Source organism: Gammaproteobacteria bacterium (genome assembly GCA_029882975.1).
Classification (GTDB): Bacteria; Pseudomonadota; Gammaproteobacteria; order SZUA-152; family SZUA-152; genus JAJDNG01.
The window spans coordinates 1-16,779 of sequence record JAOUJW010000055.1 but is presented as its reverse complement, the minus strand read 5'-3'; the positions used below and the strand labels follow the sequence as shown (position 1 = coordinate 16,779).

The window sequence follows — 16,779 nt, the reverse complement described above, 5'->3', positions numbered from 1 at the left end:
TGGAGATCCGCGAACTGCTGGACACCTATGAATTTCCAGGCGACGACACCCCGATTGTAACGGGTTCAGCACTGAAAGCCTTGGAAGGGGATACCTCTGATATTGGCGTACCGTCCATTGAGAAGCTGATTGACGAAATGGACCGCTACATACCGGAACCTGAGCGTGCCATTGACGGAGACTTTCTGATGCCGGTAGAAGACGTATTCTCCATCTCCGGTCGTGGTACGGTAGTCACCGGACGAATTGAGCGCGGGATTGTGAAAGTGGGCGACGAAGTCCAGATCGTAGGCATAAAGGAAACGGCCTCCACCACCTGTACGGGAGTCGAGATGTTCCGTAAGTTGTTGGATCAGGGTCAGGCGGGTGACAACGTAGGGGTTCTGCTGCGAGGCACGAAGCGAGAGGAAGTAGAGCGAGGTCAAGTATTGGCCAAGCCGGGCTCGATTACCCCGCACACCAAGTTTGAAGCGGAAGTGTACGTACTGTCGAAGGACGAAGGTGGACGCCACACGCCGTTCTTCAATGGCTATCGTCCGCAGTTTTACTTCCGAACAACAGACGTAACGGGCGCGGTAGACCTGCCCAAAGACGTAGAGATGGTAATGCCTGGAGACAACGTGGCGATGACGGTGACATTGATTGCGCCGATCGCGATGGAAGATGGCCTGCGCTTTGCGATCCGTGAAGGCGGACGCACGGTAGGTGCCGGTGTGGTTTCCAAAATTATCGAATAGAGTTAGTCAGGACAGACCTGGGGCGGTGTGAACCCGCTGAGAGCATCGGGCTGTTGTAATGGTTCTTGTTTTAGCAGGGTAAGTTAGGCCAGTAGCTCAATTGGCAGAGCAGCGGTCTCCAAAACCGCAGGTTGGGGGTTCGATTCCCTCCTGGCCTGCCACTTGCTCAGCGGCAGGCATGGCAGTATTGAGAGAAAAATTTTGGAAAAGTTGAAACTGACAGTTGCTGTAATTCCTTTGGCGGCCGCTTTGGGTGGTTTTTACTACTACTCGGAAGAGTCGTTACTGTTGCGAGTCGTTGCGCTGCTGGTTGCTGCTGGATTGTCTATATTAATAGCAATGCAATCCGAAACAGGTCGGGCGGCGGCGGCATTTGTCCAAGATTCCAGAACTGAAGTACGCAAAGTCGTATGGCCTACTCGTAAAGAAACCTGGCAAACAACAGTGTTTGTATTGGTTGCAGTGTTATTTGTGGGCGTCTGCCTCTGGTTGATGGACATGTTTCTCGGCTGGGCAGTACGCTATTTCACCGTTTAAGAGGGCCCACTTATTATGGCAAAACACTGGTATGTGGTTCATGCCTATTCGGGATTTGAGCAACAAGTACGCCGATCGCTTCAAGAACGGGTAAATCGCAAGGGTTTACAGGACAAGTTTGGTGAAATATTAGTACCCACCGAAGAGGTTGTTGAAATGCGGGAAGGGCAGAAGCGCAAAAGCGAGCGTAAATTCTTTCCCGGATACGTGTTGGTCAATATGGAAATGGATGATGAGACCTGGCATTTGGTAAAAGATGCCCCTAAGGTCTTGGGCTTTATTGGTGGTACCGGTGACAAGCCGACCCCCATTAGCGAGAAGGAAGCAAACCAGATTCTGCAGAGAGTACAGGAAGGCGTGGAAAAACCGCGACCCAAAGTCTTGTTTGAGCCTGGTGAAATGGTGCGTATTATCGATGGACCCTTTAATGACTTTAACGGTGTCGTTGAAGAGGTGGATTACGAAAAGAGCAAAATGCGCGTCTCTGTCTTGATTTTTGGCCGTTCCACTCCGGTTGAGCTGGAGTTTGGGCAGGTCGAAAAAGGATAGTGAATTTATAGTTTCTGGATTTTTTGGTTCGGACTTATCCGAATTGGTTTAACAGGGGAGCCGGTTACTTTTTTAAAAACGTAACGGCGTTTGCACCCACACAGGAGTAATAATCATGGCGAAAAAAATTGATGCCTATATCAAGCTGCAGGTTGCTGCAGGTCAGGCAAATCCCAGTCCACCGGTGGGCCCGGCTTTGGGTCAACACGGTGTTAATATTATGGAATTCTGTAAAACCTTCAATGCCCAGACTCAAAGTCTGGAGCAAGGCATGCCAATTCCAGTTGTGATTACCGTCTACAGTGATCGTAGCTTTACCTTTGTCACCAAGACGCCGCCGGCCTCGATTTTGTTAAAGAAAGCTGCCGGTATTTCCAAGGGCTCCCCGGTACCTAACCGGGATAAAGTGGGTAAAGTCAACCGGGCCCAATTGGAAGAAATTGCCAAGACCAAAGAGCCGGATTTGACCGCTGCAGATCTGGATGCTGCTGTGCGCACGATCGCCGGCAGTGCTCGTAGCATGGGTATTGAGACGGAGGGTGTGTAATGGCTAAATTAAGCAAACGAGCAAAAGCCTTCCGGGAAAAAATTGAAGCAGGCAAATTTTACGATATTGGTGCGGCCCTGGATTTATTGAAATCCATGCCAACCACCAAATTTGCACAGTCTGTCGATGTGGCTGTGAATCTGGGTGTAGATCCGCGTAAATCCGATCAGGTTGTACGTGGTGCGACCGTATTGCCTAATGGTACTGGTAAATCCGTCCGCGTAGCGGTTTTTGCCCAAGGGGCCAACGCAGATGCGGCCAAAGAAGCCGGTGCTGATATCGTTGGTTTTGATGATTTGGCAGACAGTATTAAAAAAGGCAATATGGATTTCGACGTCGTTATTGCCTCTCCGGACGCTATGCGTGTCGTAGGTCAGTTAGGTCAAATTCTGGGGCCTCGCGGTCTGATGCCCAATCCCAAAGTGGGAACTGTAACCCCGGATGTGGCTAACGCAGTGAAAAATGCCAAAGCCGGACAGGTGCGCTATCGTGCTGACAAAGGCGGTATTATTCATTGCCCCATCGGTAAACTTAGTTTTGAAAATCCCAAGCTGCAGGAAAACCTGGAAGCTTTGCTGGCGGACTTGATCAAAATTAAGCCCAGTACTGCCAAAGGTGTTTATGTGCAGAAAGTAACCGTCTCCAGCACCATGGGGCCGGGTATAGCAGTGGATAAATCCACGCTGAAGATGTAACCGACTTTGTAACTTCGGCCCGGCATCCCTTGTGGGATACGGGGTCGGAGGTCGTCAAAGACCGTAGGTGCAGTACTTTTCCGGTATTGCTTAATGAGGATAATCCGACCTACGCAGACGGCGATGCCCAGACAAGCCCGACGCTTGGAAAAGGCCGCCGTAAACGGATGAATGTCCGCATTTGTCCTGTTTTAACTTAACTGGAGGTGTATAACGTGGCATTAAGTCTTGATCAGAAAAAGGCTGTTGTCGCGGAAGTATCAGAGGTTGCTGCCAAGGCTTATTCCGCAGTGGCTGCCGAGTATATCGGCTTGTCCGTTGATGATATGACCGTTTTGCGCAGCAAAGCCAGAGAGGCTTCTGTTTATATGCGAGTGGTGAAAAACTCCTTGGCCAAACGTGCCATTGAGGGTACCGAGTTCGCATGTATGTCAGACAGTTTGACTGGACCTTTGATACTGGCTTTTTCCCAGGATGATCCCGGTGCGGCGGCCAGAGTTATTTCCGATTTTTCAAAAGGAAATGACAAACTGGTGGCTAAAGTTGCCTCCGTTGGAGGCAAGTTGCTGCAAGCCGGCGAGATTTCGCGATTGGCCAGTATGCCCACCAAGGACCAGGCTATTGCTATGTTGATGTCAGTTATGAAAGCGCCCATTACCAAGTTTGTGCGCACTATGGCTGAACCGCATGCCAAGCTGGTTCGTACGGTGGCTGCAGTTCGCGACCAAAAACAGGCGGGTTAATTATTTCAACACCCAGGCTTTATGGGTATTAGAGGAGTTTATATACAATGGCTGTTTCTAAAGAAGATATTTTAGATACAATTTCAAACATGACTGTCATGGAAGTGGTGGATCTGATTGAAGCAATGGAAGAAAAATTCGGTGTTTCTGCCGCCGCTGCTACCGTTGTAGCTGCACCGGCTGACGCTCCTGCAGCAGCAGAAGAGAAGACCGAATTTGATGTTATTCTGGCCGGATTTGGCGACAACAAAGTTGGCGTTATCAAAGCCGTACGCGGTATCACCGGTCTGGGCCTGAAGGAAGCCAAAGCGCTGGTAGAAGGTGCACCTTCTGCAGTGAAAGAAGGCGTAGGCAAAGACGAAGCAGAAGACCTGAAAAAACAATTGGAAGAAGCTGGCGCTACTGTAGAATTGAAGTAAACTTGTTGCATAGACGATTGAATTTGCAACAAATTGTACACCTGAACTTGTGTAGTAATTTAACAGGTGTTTCTAGCTGGATGCATTGTTAATAGGACTTATTACATTAGATCAAGTGCTGGCTGTAATACAAAAGGCATCGGGCTGGTAGCGTAATGCTGCCGGCCTTTTGCTGCTTGTAAGTTTTTTATTGGTTTTAACATTTGCTGGTTGTAACAAGAGTCCCTGAGACCGGGCGTCTCACCACGTGTTGAATGATTTTGACTAAACAGAGGAACTCAAATGGGCTATTCCTTTACTGAAAAAAAGCGCATTCGTAAAGATTTTGGTAAATTTCCCAGTATCATGGATGTGCCGTATCTTTTGGCCATCCAAATAGAATCCTACCGCAAACTGTTGCAGGCTGACGTGCCTCTGGACAACAGAAAAGATTTGGGATTACACGGAGCCTTAAAAAGCGTTTTTCCCATCGTCAGTTACTCCGGCAACGCGGCTTTGGAATATGTCAGCTACCGTCTGGGTAATCCGACCTTTAATGTAAAGGAATGTCAATTACGGGGGCTCACCTATGCCGCGCCGTTACGGGTTACCGCGCGCCTGGTTATTTACGACAAAGACTCTAAGGCAACCCCCAAGCCTGTTAAGAACATCAAAGAACAGGAAATCTACATGGGCGAAATGCCCTTGATGACAGATAACGGTACCTTCGTGATCAACGGCACGGAGCGGGTTATTGTGTCTCAGTTACATCGTTCACCGGGTGTGTTTTTTGATCACGATAAGGGTAAAACCCATTCTTCCGGTAAACTGTTATATCATGCCCAGGTAATACCTTACCGTGGTTCCTGGTTGGATTTTGAATTCGATCCCAAAGATTGTGTATTCGTGCGCATTGACCGTCGCCGCAAATTGCCGGCCACGGTGATTTTACATGCCTTGGGGTACGACAATAACGAAATCCTGGGAATGTTTTTTGAGACCGATAGTTTTACCTTTACCAAAGAAGGGGCCAAGCTGGAATTGATTCCTGAGCGCCTGCGCGGGGAAACGGCCAGCTTTGATATAAAAATCAAGACCAAAGTATTGGTGGAAAAGGGCCGCAAAATCACAGCAAAACACATTCGGGATATGGACAAGGCCGGAATGAAAAGCCTGGTGGTTCCGTTGGAATATATTCACGGTAAATCTCTGGCAGAGGACATTGTGGAGAAATCCACAGGCGAAGTCATCGCCAACGCCAATGACGAACTCACCGAAGATTTATTGGCGGCCTTCGAAAAAGCCGATGTTAAATCCATCAAAACCATTTATACCAATGATTTAAATCAAGGACCGTTTATTTCGGACACGCTGCGGCTGGATTCCACCCGTACCGAGTTGGAAGCCCAGGTTGAAATTTACCGCATGATGCGTCCGGGCGAGCCGCCAACAAAAGAAGCAGCTCAAACCCTGTTCGAAAATCTGTTTTTCAATGAAGAACGCTATGACCTGTCTGCGGTAGGGCGGATGAAATTCAATCGCCGATTGGGATTGGACGATGCCAAGAAAGAACAGGGTGTTTTGGATAAGGAAGACATTGTCAACGTATTACGCAGTTTGATCGAAATCCGAAACGGCAACGGTTTCGTGGATGATATCGACCATTTGGGTAACCGTCGAGTGCGCTCCGTTGGTGAAATGGCGGAGAACCAGTTTCGCGTGGGCTTGGTCCGTGTCGAGCGTGCCGTGAAGGAGCGATTAAGTCTGGCGGAGAGCGAAGGCTTAATGCCTCAAGAACTCATCAATGCCAAACCGGTTTCGGCGGCTATCAAGGAATTTTTTGGTTCCAGTCAGCTGTCCCAGTTTATGGACCAGAACAATCCCTTATCTGAAATTACCCACAAGCGCCGTGTGTCGGCTTTGGGTCCGGGTGGTTTAACCCGTGAGCGCGCTGGGTTTGAGGTGCGTGACGTACACCCCACTCACTATGGTCGGGTTTGCCCTATCGAAACCCCTGAAGGCCCCAACATTGGTTTGATCAACTCCTTGGCGGTGTATGCTCGTACGAATGAATACGGGTTTCTGGAAACACCTTACCGCAAGGTGGTGAGTGGCAAGGTTACCGACGATATCGAATATTTATCCGCTATCGAGGAAGGGCAGTATGTGATTGCCCAGGCTAACGCCACCATTGATACGAAAGGACGGTTGACCGACGCTTTGGTATCATGCCGCCATCAAAACGAATTTACCATGTCCACACCGGATAAGATCGACTATATGGACGTTTCGCCACGACAGATCGTATCGGTTGCGGCCGCTTTGATTCCCTTCCTGGAGCATGACGATGCCAACCGGGCTTTGATGGGTTCCAATATGCAGCGTCAGGCGGTACCCACCTTAATAGCCGAAAAACCCGTGGTAGGTACCGGAATTGAGCGTTCTGTGGCGATGGACTCCGGGGTAACCGTATTGGCCAGACGCGGTGGTATTGTCGATTCGGTGGATGCCGGCCGTATTGTGGTCCGCGTGAATGACGAAGAAACAGCTGCCGGTGAGCCGGGTGTGGATATTTATAATTTAACCAAATACACCCGATCCAACCAAAACACTTGTATTAATCAAAAACCGCTGGTGCGTCCCGGAGATGCCGTGGAACGCGGCGATGTTTTGGCGGACGGGCCCAGCACGGACATGGGTGAACTGGCTTTAGGACAAAACATGCTGGTGGCGTTCATGCCCTGGAACGGTTACAACTTCGAGGACTCCATTCTGATTTCAGAGCGGGTGGTACAGGAAGACCGTTACACCACCATTCACATTGAAGAGCTTACCTGTATGGGGCGCGATACCAAATTGGGTCCGGAGGAAATCACCTCGGATATTCCCAATGTGGGTGAAAGTGCCTTATCCAAGTTGGATGAATCCGGCATTGTGTACGTCGGGGCAGAAGTTAAGCCCGGCGACATTTTGGTGGGTAAGGTAACGCCAAAAGGTGAAACTCAGCTTACTCCCGAAGAAAAACTGCTACGGGCGATCTTCGGTGAAAAAGCTTCTGACGTGAAAGATACTTCCTTACGCGTTCCCTCCGGTATGGACGGCACGGTTATCGACGTTCGCGTGTTTACCCGTGATGGTGTCGAGAAAGACGCCCGAGCGCTGCAGATTCAGGAAGCTTCTCTGGCCAGCGCCAAAAAAGACTTAAATGACCAGTACCGTATCGTGGAAGACGACATTTACCAACGTGCGGAAAAACTGCTGATCGGTAAAGTGGCAGCCGGTGGACCCGGTGGTTTGAAATCAGGAACCAAGATCGCCAAGTCTTATTTGGACGAAGTCCCGCAAGCGAACTGGTTTGAGATTCGACTCAAAGCTGACGATGCCAATGCACAGTTGGAAGGTTTGGCGGAGCAAATGAAGCAACAACGTGCCGAGTTGGATGCCCATTTCGAAGATCAACGGGCCAAACTGACCTCCGGTGACGAATTGGCTCCCGGTGTGTTGAAGATGGTGAAGGTCTACCTGGCAGTGAAACGTCGTATTCAGCCCGGCGACAAAATGGCCGGACGCCACGGTAATAAAGGGGTTATTTCCATGATTGTACCTGTGGAGGACATGCCTTATCAGGAAGACGGCACTCCGGTGGATATCGTGCTCAATCCTTTGGGGGTACCTTCGCGTATGAACGTGGGTCAGGTGTTGGAGACCCATTTGGGTTGGGCAGCCAAAGGCCTGGGGTTCAAGATTGGCCGCATGCTGGAAGAACAGCGTTCCATCGCAGAAGTGCGCGGTTTTATGGATGATATTTACAACCAAGGTGAAGGGGTGAAAGTAGACCTTAAATCCTTGAATGACGGCGAGGCGATGGAGCTGGCTAAAAATCTGGTAAAAGGGGTTCCCATGGGAACGCCTGTTTTCGACGGTGTGTCGGAAGATGAAATTCGCCGCATGTTGAAACTGGCCGGATTGCCGGAATCCGGACAGACCACGCTCTATGACGGTCGTACCGGAGAAGCTTTTGAGCGCCCGGTCACGGTTGGTTATATGTACATGCTCAAGTTGAATCATTTGGTCGATGACAAAATGCATGCCCGTTCCACCGGTCCTTACAGCTTGGTAACCCAGCAACCTCTGGGTGGTAAGGCCCAATTTGGTGGACAACGTTTTGGGGAGATGGAGGTCTGGGCTCTGGAAGCCTATGGTGCTGCCTATACCTTGCAGGAAATGTTGACGGTCAAATCCGATGACGTGAATGGTCGTACCAAGATGTATAAGAACATCGTTGATGGTGATCATCAGATGGAAGCAGGCATGCCGGAATCCTTTAACGTCTTGATTAAAGAGATTCGGTCCCTGGGTATCGATATCGAACTAGAGCATTAACAGAACATCAGCTGACATACGGCAGGAGAAGCGATGAAAGATCTATTGAAGATTTTAAAGGCGCAGGGGCAGGTTGAAGATTTTGACGCGATTCGCATCGGTCTGGCTTCACCGGAAAAGATTCGATCCTGGTCTTACGGAGAGGTAAAAAAACCGGAGACCATTAACTACCGCACTTTTAAACCGGAGCGGGACGGACTTTTTTGTGCCAAGATTTTTGGTCCTGTGAAGGACTATGAATGTTTGTGCGGTAAATATAAACGGCTGAAACACCGTGGCGTTATTTGTGAAAAATGCGGTGTGGAAGTCACGCTGGCTAAGGTGCGTCGTGAAAGAATGGGGCATATCGAGCTGGCCAGCCCGGTAGCGCATATCTGGTTTTTGAAATCACTACCGTCCCGCATTGGTTTATTGTTGGATATGACCTTGCGTGACATTGAGCGAGTACTGTATTTCGAAGCATTTGTGGTTATTGATCCGGGTATGACACAGTTGGAGCGCGGTCAGTTGCTCACCGATGAGCAGTACTTGGAAGCCATAGAAGAATATGGTGACGAATTTGACGCGCGAATGGGTGCCGAGAGTGTTTATGAGCTGCTGCGCAATATTAATTTGCAGGAAGAAGCGGCGACATTACGTGAAGATATCGCCGAGACTAAATCTGAGACCAAATATAAGAAATTCACCAAACGACTAAAACTGGTGGAGTCTTTTCTGGAGTCCGGCAATCGTCCCGAATGGATGGTTATGACGGTGTTGCCCGTATTACCACCGGAACTGCGTCCATTGGTGCCGCTGGACGGCGGGCGTTTTGCCACTTCCGATTTGAACGATTTGTATCGCCGGGTCATTAATCGAAACAACCGTCTGCGCCGCCTGTTGGAACTTAACGCGCCCGATATAATCGTACGGAACGAAAAACGTATGTTACAGGAGTCCGTAGACGCCTTATTGGATAACGGTCGCCGGGGTCGAGCCATTACCGGGTCCAACAAACGTCCATTAAAATCCTTGGCTGACATGATCAAGGGCAAGCAAGGTCGTTTCCGTCAGAACTTGCTGGGTAAACGCGTGGATTACTCCGGTCGTTCTGTTATCGTGGTGGGGCCTACCTTAAAACTGCATCAGTGCGGGTTGCCCAAGAAAATGGGTTTGGAGCTGTTTAAACCTTTTATTTTCAGTAAGTTGGAGTTGCGCGGTTTGGCAACTACGATCAAAGCGGCAAAGAAAATGGTGGAGCGGGAAGGTCCGGAGGTTTGGGATATCCTGGAAGAGGTGATTCGCGAGCATCCCGTCATGCTCAACCGTGCACCTACATTGCACCGTTTAGGTATCCAGGCATTCGAGCCGGTTTTAATTGAAGGTAAGGCAATCCAGTTGCATCCTCTGGTTTGTACCGCATTTAACGCCGACTTTGACGGTGACCAAATGGCGGTACACGTGCCGCTTTCCATTGAAGCGCAAATGGAAACCCGTGCTCTGATGATGTCCAGTAACAATATCCTGTCACCGGCCAATGGTGAACCTATCATCGTACCGTCTCAGGACGTGGTTTTAGGTTTGTACTATATGAGCCGCGAGCGCGTCAATGCCACGGGCGAAGGTATGATGTTTGCCGACATAAATGAAGCACACAAAGCCTATTCGCTGGGTTATGCCGATCTTCATGCTCGCGTCAAAGTGCGAGTTCGAGATCGTGTACGCAATGAAGCGGGTGAAATTGAATCCAAGTCGCGAGTCATTGATACCACGGTGGGTCGAGCTATCATCATGGAAATCCTGCCTCCGGGTCTGCCGCTGGAAATCGCCAATCAGCCTATGACGAAGAAAGCGATTTCCGGCATGATCAACGCCTGTTACCGACAGGTGGGGTTGAAAGAGACGGTTATATTTGCCGACCAGTTAATGTACACCGGTTTTCATTACTCTACCAAAGCGGCTGTTTCTTTCGGTCTGAACGATATGGTGGTACCGCCAGAGAAACAAAAAATTATCGCCAACGCCGATGCACAGGTTCAGGAAATTGAAGAACAATACAGTTCCGGTTTGGTGACTAACGGTGAGCGCTACAATAAAGTGGTAGATATCTGGTCCAATACCAATGATTTAGTCGCCAAGGCCATGATGGATGTGTTGGGGTCCGATACGGTTATTGACCGCGATGGTAACGAGATTAAACAAAAGTCCTTCAACTCCATTTACATGATGGCTGACTCCGGGGCACGAGGTAGTGCTGCCCAGATTCGCCAGTTGGCTGGGATGCGTGGTTTGATGGCAAAACCGGACGGTTCCATTATCGAAACGCCAATACCGGCTAACTTTCGCGAAGGTTTGAACGTATTACAGTACTTTATTTCGACCCACGGTGCTCGTAAGGGCTTGGCGGATACCGCGCTGAAAACAGCAAACTCCGGTTATTTGACCCGACGTTTGGTGGATGTGGCTCAGGATTTGGTCGTGGTTGAAACCGATTGTGGTACGGATAAAGGCTTGTTCAAACAACCACTGGTTGAAGGTGGTGACGTGGTGGAAACCTTGAGTGAGCGCGTGTTGGGTCGTGTTCTCGCCAGAGATGTATACAAGCCAGGTACGGACGATGTGTTGGTGGAAGGCGGTACCATGCTGGACGAGAAAATGGTGCAGACGTTGGAAGAAAATGGGGTGGATCAGTTATTGGCTCGTTCACCCATTACCTGCGAAACCCGTTATGGTGTGTGTGCCTCATGTTATGGTCGAGATCTGGCTCGCGGTCATTTGGTGAATTCCGGTGAGGCTGTGGGTGTTATTGCTGCCCAAAGTATCGGTGAGCCGGGTACTCAGTTGACCATGCGTACTTTCCACATTGGTGGTGCAGCGTCTCGGGCGGCAGCGGCGAACAATATCGAAATCAAATCGAAAGGTTTTGTGCGCTTACACAATATAAAAGTGGTGCAGCGTAAAAACGGTAATCTGGTGGCGGTCTCCCGTTCCGGTGAGGTCACCCTGGCAGATACCCATGGCCGTGAACGCGAGCGCTACAAAGTGCCCTATGGTTCGGAGATTAGTGTTAAAGAAGGGGATGAGGTGACTTCCGGTCAAGTGGTAGCGACCTGGGATCCACATACTCACCCCGTAATTACTGAGGTAGAGGGGATCATCCGCTTTAACGATTTGGTGGAAGGGATTACTGTACAAAGAGAGATGGATGAATATACCGGTATCTCCTCCCTGGTTATCATCGACCCCAAACAACGCGGTACCAGTGCCAAGGATATGCGTCCCATGGTTAAGCTGGTGGATGCGGACGGCAATGACTTAAACATTGCGGGCAGTGAAGTGCCGGCTCACTACGTACTGCCGGCCGGTGCTATTGTAAACCTCGAAGACGGAGCCAGAGCGGAAATTGGCGATGTTATTGCTCGTATTCCGCAAGAGTCCTCCAAAACCCGTGACATCACCGGTGGCTTGCCACGAGTTGCTGAGCTGTTTGAGGCAAGAAAGCCCAAAGAGCCGGCTATTTTAGCAGAGATTTCCGGAATTATCAGTTTCGGAAAAGAAACCAAAGGTAAGCGTCGTTTGGTAATTACACCTAACGATGGTGACGCCTATGAAGAGCTGATTCCCAAATGGCGCCATATCACTGCGTTTGAAGGTGAGCATGTGGAACGGGGTGAAACCATTGCCGATGGCCCACCCAACCCTCACGACATATTGCGCTTGCTGGGCGTGGAAGAGCTGGCAGTGTACATTGCCAATGAGGTTCAGGAGGTTTACCGTCTGCAGGGGGTGAAAATCAATGACAAGCACATAGAGGTCATTGTTCGTCAAATGTTGCGCCGAGTGGAAGTAGCATCTCCCGGTGACAGTAAATTCCTTAAGGGGGAGCAAATGGAACGCTCTCGCTTCCTGGAGGAAAACGAAAAACTGCAAGCGGAAGGGAAGCTTACGGCGACATATGAGCCTTTGCTGTTGGGTATTACTAAAGCCTCTTTGGCGACAGAATCCTTTATTTCTGCTGCCTCTTTCCAGGAAACCACCCGAGTGCTCACAGAAGCATCTGTTGGCGGAAAAGTGGACAACCTGAGAGGTTTGAAAGAAAACGTCATTGTTGGTCGTTTGATTCCGGCTGGGACCGGTTTGGCCTATCACGAAGAGCGTCGCCGCAGGCAATCGCCGGAAGAGCCGCAATTTGCTCCTAAGGAATCCTCTGTTGATGATGCCAGTTCTGATGGATCTGCTGAGGAGCAGGTTGTCAATCAATAAATTGGTCGCCATAAACCCTGTATTATATAGGGTTTATGGCTCTAATTTTGTCCCTTTACGTGTTTCCTAGGATAAATTGACTGGCCTCAGTGTTTTAGATCTATTTGCATCTTGACAGGATGCGGTCATAGGCCTAAAATTCGCGCTCTTTCTCAGACAGGCGGGACCGTCTCGCCTGTCGTTTTATTTTGGGTCGGAGCAACTGAATGCCAACAATCAATCAATTAGTACGGAAACCGCGTGTGCGCCAGACCGTAAAGAGCAATGTTCCCGCGCTGGAAGCCTGTCCGCAAAAACGCGGCGTGTGTACGCGTGTGTACACCACGACGCCGAAAAAACCGAATTCAGCTCTGCGTAAAGTGGCGCGTGTCAGGCTGACCAATGGTCAGGAAGTAACGACATATATTGGTGGTGAAGGGCACAATTTACAGGAGCACTCCGTAATCCTGATTCGTGGCGGTCGTGTAAAAGACTTGCCGGGTGTGCGATACCACACTGTTCGCGGTAGCCTGGATACATCCGGTGTTGCCGAGCGGCGCCAAGGGCGCTCCAAGTACGGCGCGAAACGACCAAAATCTTAGTAGATTCAGTCGTTTCAATACGTAGACATATACAAGGTAACCATAAGGTACACAGGTAGAAAAATGGCTAGAAGACGAGTTGCTGCAAAACGAAACGTGCTGCCAGACCCAAAATTCAAAAGCGAAACCGTGGCGAAGTTTGTCAATATGGTAATGCTGAATGGCAAAAAATCCGTCGCGGAAAAAATTGTTTACGGCGCGTTGGATGCGGCTATGGAAAAAACCAAAGCCGAGCCAATTGAAATGCTGACCAAAGCGTTGGACAACGTACGTCCCATGGTGGAAGTTAAATCCCGCCGCGTTGGTGGCGCAACTTATCAGGTGCCCGTAGAAGTTCGTGCTGAACGTCGCACGACGCTGGCCATGCGTTGGTTGGTGGACTCAGCAAGAAAGCGGAGCGAGAAATCCATGGAACGCCGCTTGGCCGGTGAAATTATGGATGCTGCTGATAATCGTGGCTCTGCAGTGAAGAAACGTGAAGATACACATAGAATGGCTGAAGCCAATAAAGCTTTCGCGCATTATCGCTGGTAAGATGTACGGCTGGCTGATCAAAGCAGACGCAGCGAGTTAAAGTTGATAGTCAAACAGACAAAAGTCAGAGACTTAAGAGCGTGGCACGGAAAACACCAATTCACCGTTATCGTAATATTGGCATCATGGCGCACATTGATGCCGGTAAGACGACAACAACAGAGCGAATCCTGTTTTACACAGGGATTTCGCACAAAATTGGTGAAGTTCACGATGGTGCCGCCACCATGGACTGGATGGAGCAGGAACAAGAGCGCGGGATTACCATTACTTCCGCGGCAACAACCTGCTTTTGGAAAGGCATGGATCAGCAGTTTGAAGAGCACCGGATCAATATCATCGATACGCCGGGGCATGTGGACTTCACCATTGAGGTTGAGCGTTCACTAAGAGTTTTGGATGGCGCCTGTGCCGTGTTTTGCGCGGTAGGTGGTGTCGAGCCCCAATCGGAAACCGTTTGGCGGCAAGCGAATAAATATCACGTACCGCGGTTAGCGTTCGTGAACAAGATGGATCGCGCCGGCGCAGACTTTTTGCGCGTGGTGAAGCAGATCAAAAAGCGTTTAGGCTCTACGGCAGTTCCAGTGCAGATCCCCATAGGCGCTGAAGAGTCGTTCCAAGGTGTGGTGGACCTTATTCGTATGAAGGCCATTTACTGGAACGAAGAGGATCGTGGCGCCACTTATGATGCCAAAGAGATTCCAGCCGAACTGCACGCCGAATGCGAACAGTGGCGGGAGAGCATGGTGGAGGCTGCGGCGGAAGCCAACGAAGAACTCATGGAGAAATACCTGGAAACAGGGGATTTGTCCGAAACAGAAATTAAGCTGGGTTTACGCATTCGAACTCTGGCCAACGAGATTGTCCCGGCCTTGTGCGGTTCGGCGTTTAAGAATAAAGGCGTTCAGGCAATGTTGGACGCAGTCGTGGAATACATGCCTGCGCCTACTGATGTGCCGGCAATCAAAGGTCATCTGGATGATAAGGCAGAGACCGAGGTGGAAGCGCCGGCATCCGATGGCGAGCCATTCGCGGCATTGGCTTTTAAGATTGCAACCGACCCGTTTGTGGGTACGTTGACTTTCTTCCGGGTATATTCAGGGGTGTTGAACTCCGGAGATACCGTTTACAACCCGGTCAAAAGTCGTAAGGAACGCATTGGCCGTTTGTTGCAAATGCATGCGAACAGTCGGGACGAGATTAAAGAAGTTCGTGCCGGTGATATTGCCGCAGCGGTAGGTTTAAAAGATGTAACCACAGGGGAAACCTTGTGTGATCTGAAGCGAATAATTACGTTGGAGAAGATGGATTTTCCCGATCCGGTTATCTCCGTCGCCATAGAGCCGAAGACTAAAGTGGACCAGGAAAGAATGGGTATCGCTTTATCCAAGCTGGCGCAAGAAGATCCTTCATTTCGAGTTCATACGGATGAAGAATCGGGTCAGACCATTATTTCCGGGATGGGCGAACTGCACCTGGAAATTATTGTAGATCGCATGAAACGTGAGTTTAAGGTTGAAGCCAATGTTGGGGCACCACAAGTGGCTTACCGCGAAGCGATTACCAAGCAAGTGGAGGCGGAAGGAAAGTTTGTACGCCAATCCGGTGGTCGGGGTCAATACGGCCATGTGTGGCTGCGAATTATGCCAAAAGAGCCGGGCAGCGGTTACGAGTTTGAAAACGCCATTGTCGGTGGTGTCGTTCCGAGAGAATACATCGGCGCGGTGGATGCGGGTATCCAGGAGCAAATGAAAAATGGAATTTTGGCCGGGTATCCTATTGAAGATGTGAAAGTGGCTTTATTTGACGGTTCCTATCACGATGTGGATTCCAGCGAGATGGCGTTTAAAATCGCCGGATCCATGGGGTTCAGAAAGGGTGCTTTAGAAGCTGACCCCGTGTTGCTGGAACCGATGATGAAAGTAGAAGTGGTAACCCCAGAGGAATACATGGGGGATGTGATGGGTGACTTGAACCGTCGTCGTGGCATAGTGCAGGGCATGGAAGACAGTCATACCGGAAAAATTATCCGGGCCGAAGTGCCGCTGGGCGAAATGTTCGGTTACGCCACGGACCTGCGTTCCATGAGTCAAGGCAGAGCCACGTATTCGATGGAATTTTGTAAATACAGTCAGGCGCCGTCCAGCGTGACTGAAGCAGTTATGAAACGTATGAGATAATAGATCGAGTTAAGCGTGACAAGATCTGAGAATTTAACTTTAAACCTACTGTAATGAAAAAGGGGTACCAGCGTGTCCAAAGAAAAATTTGAACGAACGAAACCGCATGTGAATGTAGGAACGATCGGTCACGTCGATCACGGTAAGACGACGTTAACGGCGGCGTTAACCAAGGTGATGGCTGATAAATTCGGCGGGGAGACGAAGGCGTACGATCAAATCGACAGCGCCCCGGAAGAACGAGCACGCGGAATCACGATTGCTACGGCGCACGTAGAGTATGAATCTCCCAACCGCCACTACGCCCACGTAGACTGCCCCGGACACGCGGACTATGTAAAGAACATGATCACAGGTGCGGCGCAAATGGACGGAGCGATCCTGGTGGTATCCGCGGCTGACGGTCCGATGCCACAAACGCGGGAGCACATACTGCTGTCCCGCCAGGTTGGTGTACCGTACATACTGGTGTACATGAACAAAGCGGACATGGTGGATGACGCCGAGCTGCTGGAACTGGTAGAAATGGAGATCCGCGAACTGCTGGACACCTATGAATTTCCAGGCGACGACACCCCGATTGTAACGGGTTCAGCACTGAAAGCCTTGGAAGGGGATACCTCTGATATTGGCGTACCGTCCATTGAGAAGCT

General features: G+C 50.1%; 13 protein-coding genes and 1 tRNA gene. All 14 read left to right on the top strand.

What is annotated here, in order from left to right:
* Positions 1 to 737 (top strand): EF-Tu/IF-2/RF-3 family GTPase (locus tag OEY58_22640; GenBank protein MDH5328253.1); only part of this gene is annotated, 737 nt, incomplete at its 5' end.
* 85 nt (positions 738 to 822) lie between these two features.
* Positions 823 to 898: transfer RNA gene (locus OEY58_22635), tRNA-Trp, on the top strand.
* 37 nt (positions 899 to 935) lie between these two features.
* Positions 936 to 1,274 carry a preprotein translocase subunit SecE gene (secE, locus tag OEY58_22630; protein ID MDH5328252.1) on the top strand — a complete coding sequence of 113 codons (339 nt, stop codon included), beginning with the start codon at positions 936 to 938 and terminating at the stop codon, positions 1,272 to 1,274.
* A 15-nt stretch (positions 1,275 to 1,289) separates the two neighbouring features.
* Positions 1,290 to 1,823 (top strand): transcription termination/antitermination protein NusG, encoded by a 534-nt coding sequence (gene nusG / locus OEY58_22625; protein ID MDH5328251.1) that lies wholly within the window; start codon positions 1,290 to 1,292, stop codon positions 1,821 to 1,823.
* Between the two features lie 115 nt (positions 1,824 to 1,938).
* On the top strand, positions 1,939 to 2,370 hold the full coding sequence (rplK, locus tag OEY58_22620; protein MDH5328250.1) for a 50S ribosomal protein L11: 432 nt from the start codon (positions 1,939 to 1,941) through the stop codon (positions 2,368 to 2,370).
* Positions 2,370 to 3,065 (top strand): 50S ribosomal protein L1, encoded by a 696-nt coding sequence (gene rplA, locus OEY58_22615; protein ID MDH5328249.1) that lies wholly within the window; start codon positions 2,370 to 2,372, stop codon positions 3,063 to 3,065. Before rplK ends, rplA begins: the two co-directional genes overlap by 1 nt.
* A 215-nt stretch (positions 3,066 to 3,280) precedes the next feature.
* Positions 3,281 to 3,808, top strand: a complete 528-nt coding sequence (rplJ, locus tag OEY58_22610; protein ID MDH5328248.1) for a 50S ribosomal protein L10 — start codon at positions 3,281 to 3,283, stop codon at positions 3,806 to 3,808.
* A 47-nt stretch (positions 3,809 to 3,855) separates the two neighbouring features.
* Positions 3,856 to 4,227 carry a 50S ribosomal protein L7/L12 gene (gene rplL / locus OEY58_22605; protein ID MDH5328247.1) on the top strand — a complete coding sequence of 124 codons (372 nt, stop codon included), beginning with the start codon at positions 3,856 to 3,858 and terminating at the stop codon, positions 4,225 to 4,227.
* A gap of 282 nt (positions 4,228 to 4,509) precedes the next feature.
* Positions 4,510 to 8,589, top strand: coding sequence for a DNA-directed RNA polymerase subunit beta (gene rpoB / locus OEY58_22600; GenBank protein MDH5328246.1), 4,080 nt, complete (start codon positions 4,510 to 4,512; stop codon positions 8,587 to 8,589).
* A gap of 33 nt (positions 8,590 to 8,622) precedes the next feature.
* Positions 8,623 to 12,831, top strand: coding sequence for a DNA-directed RNA polymerase subunit beta' (gene rpoC / locus OEY58_22595; GenBank protein ID MDH5328245.1), 4,209 nt, complete (start codon positions 8,623 to 8,625; stop codon positions 12,829 to 12,831).
* Between the two features lie 206 nt (positions 12,832 to 13,037).
* Entirely contained in the window at positions 13,038 to 13,412 is a 375-nt protein-coding gene (gene rpsL / locus OEY58_22590) for a 30S ribosomal protein S12 (protein ID MDH5328244.1), read from the top strand.
* 63 nt (positions 13,413 to 13,475) lie between these two features.
* A complete protein-coding gene (gene rpsG / locus OEY58_22585; GenBank protein MDH5328243.1) occupies positions 13,476 to 13,946 on the top strand; it encodes a 30S ribosomal protein S7 in 471 nt (156 codons plus the stop codon).
* Between the two features lie 80 nt (positions 13,947 to 14,026).
* Positions 14,027 to 16,126, top strand: a complete 2,100-nt coding sequence (gene fusA / locus OEY58_22580) for an elongation factor G (GenBank protein ID MDH5328242.1) — start codon at positions 14,027 to 14,029, stop codon at positions 16,124 to 16,126.
* A 72-nt stretch (positions 16,127 to 16,198) separates the two neighbouring features.
* Positions 16,199 to 16,779 (top strand): GTP-binding protein (locus OEY58_22575; protein MDH5328241.1); only part of this gene is annotated, 581 nt, incomplete at its 3' end.

What these genes read in the sequence shown, in the direction of transcription:
- nusG (MDH5328251.1), top strand. Translation starts at nt 1,290, where the DNA reads ATGGCAAAACACTGGTATGTGGTTCATGCCTATTCGGGATTTGAGCAA.
- rplK (MDH5328250.1), top strand. Translation starts at nt 1,939, where the DNA reads ATGGCGAAAAAAATTGATGCCTATATCAAGCTGCAGGTTGCTGCAGGT.
- rplA (MDH5328249.1), top strand. Translation starts at nt 2,370, where the DNA reads ATGGCTAAATTAAGCAAACGAGCAAAAGCCTTCCGGGAAAAAATTGAA.
- rplL (MDH5328247.1), top strand. Translation starts at nt 3,856, where the DNA reads ATGGCTGTTTCTAAAGAAGATATTTTAGATACAATTTCAAACATGACT.
- rpoB (MDH5328246.1), top strand. Translation starts at nt 4,510, where the DNA reads ATGGGCTATTCCTTTACTGAAAAAAAGCGCATTCGTAAAGATTTTGGT.
- rpoC (MDH5328245.1), top strand. Translation starts at nt 8,623, where the DNA reads ATGAAAGATCTATTGAAGATTTTAAAGGCGCAGGGGCAGGTTGAAGAT.
- rpsL (MDH5328244.1), top strand. Translation starts at nt 13,038, where the DNA reads ATGCCAACAATCAATCAATTAGTACGGAAACCGCGTGTGCGCCAGACC.
- rpsG (MDH5328243.1), top strand. Translation starts at nt 13,476, where the DNA reads ATGGCTAGAAGACGAGTTGCTGCAAAACGAAACGTGCTGCCAGACCCA.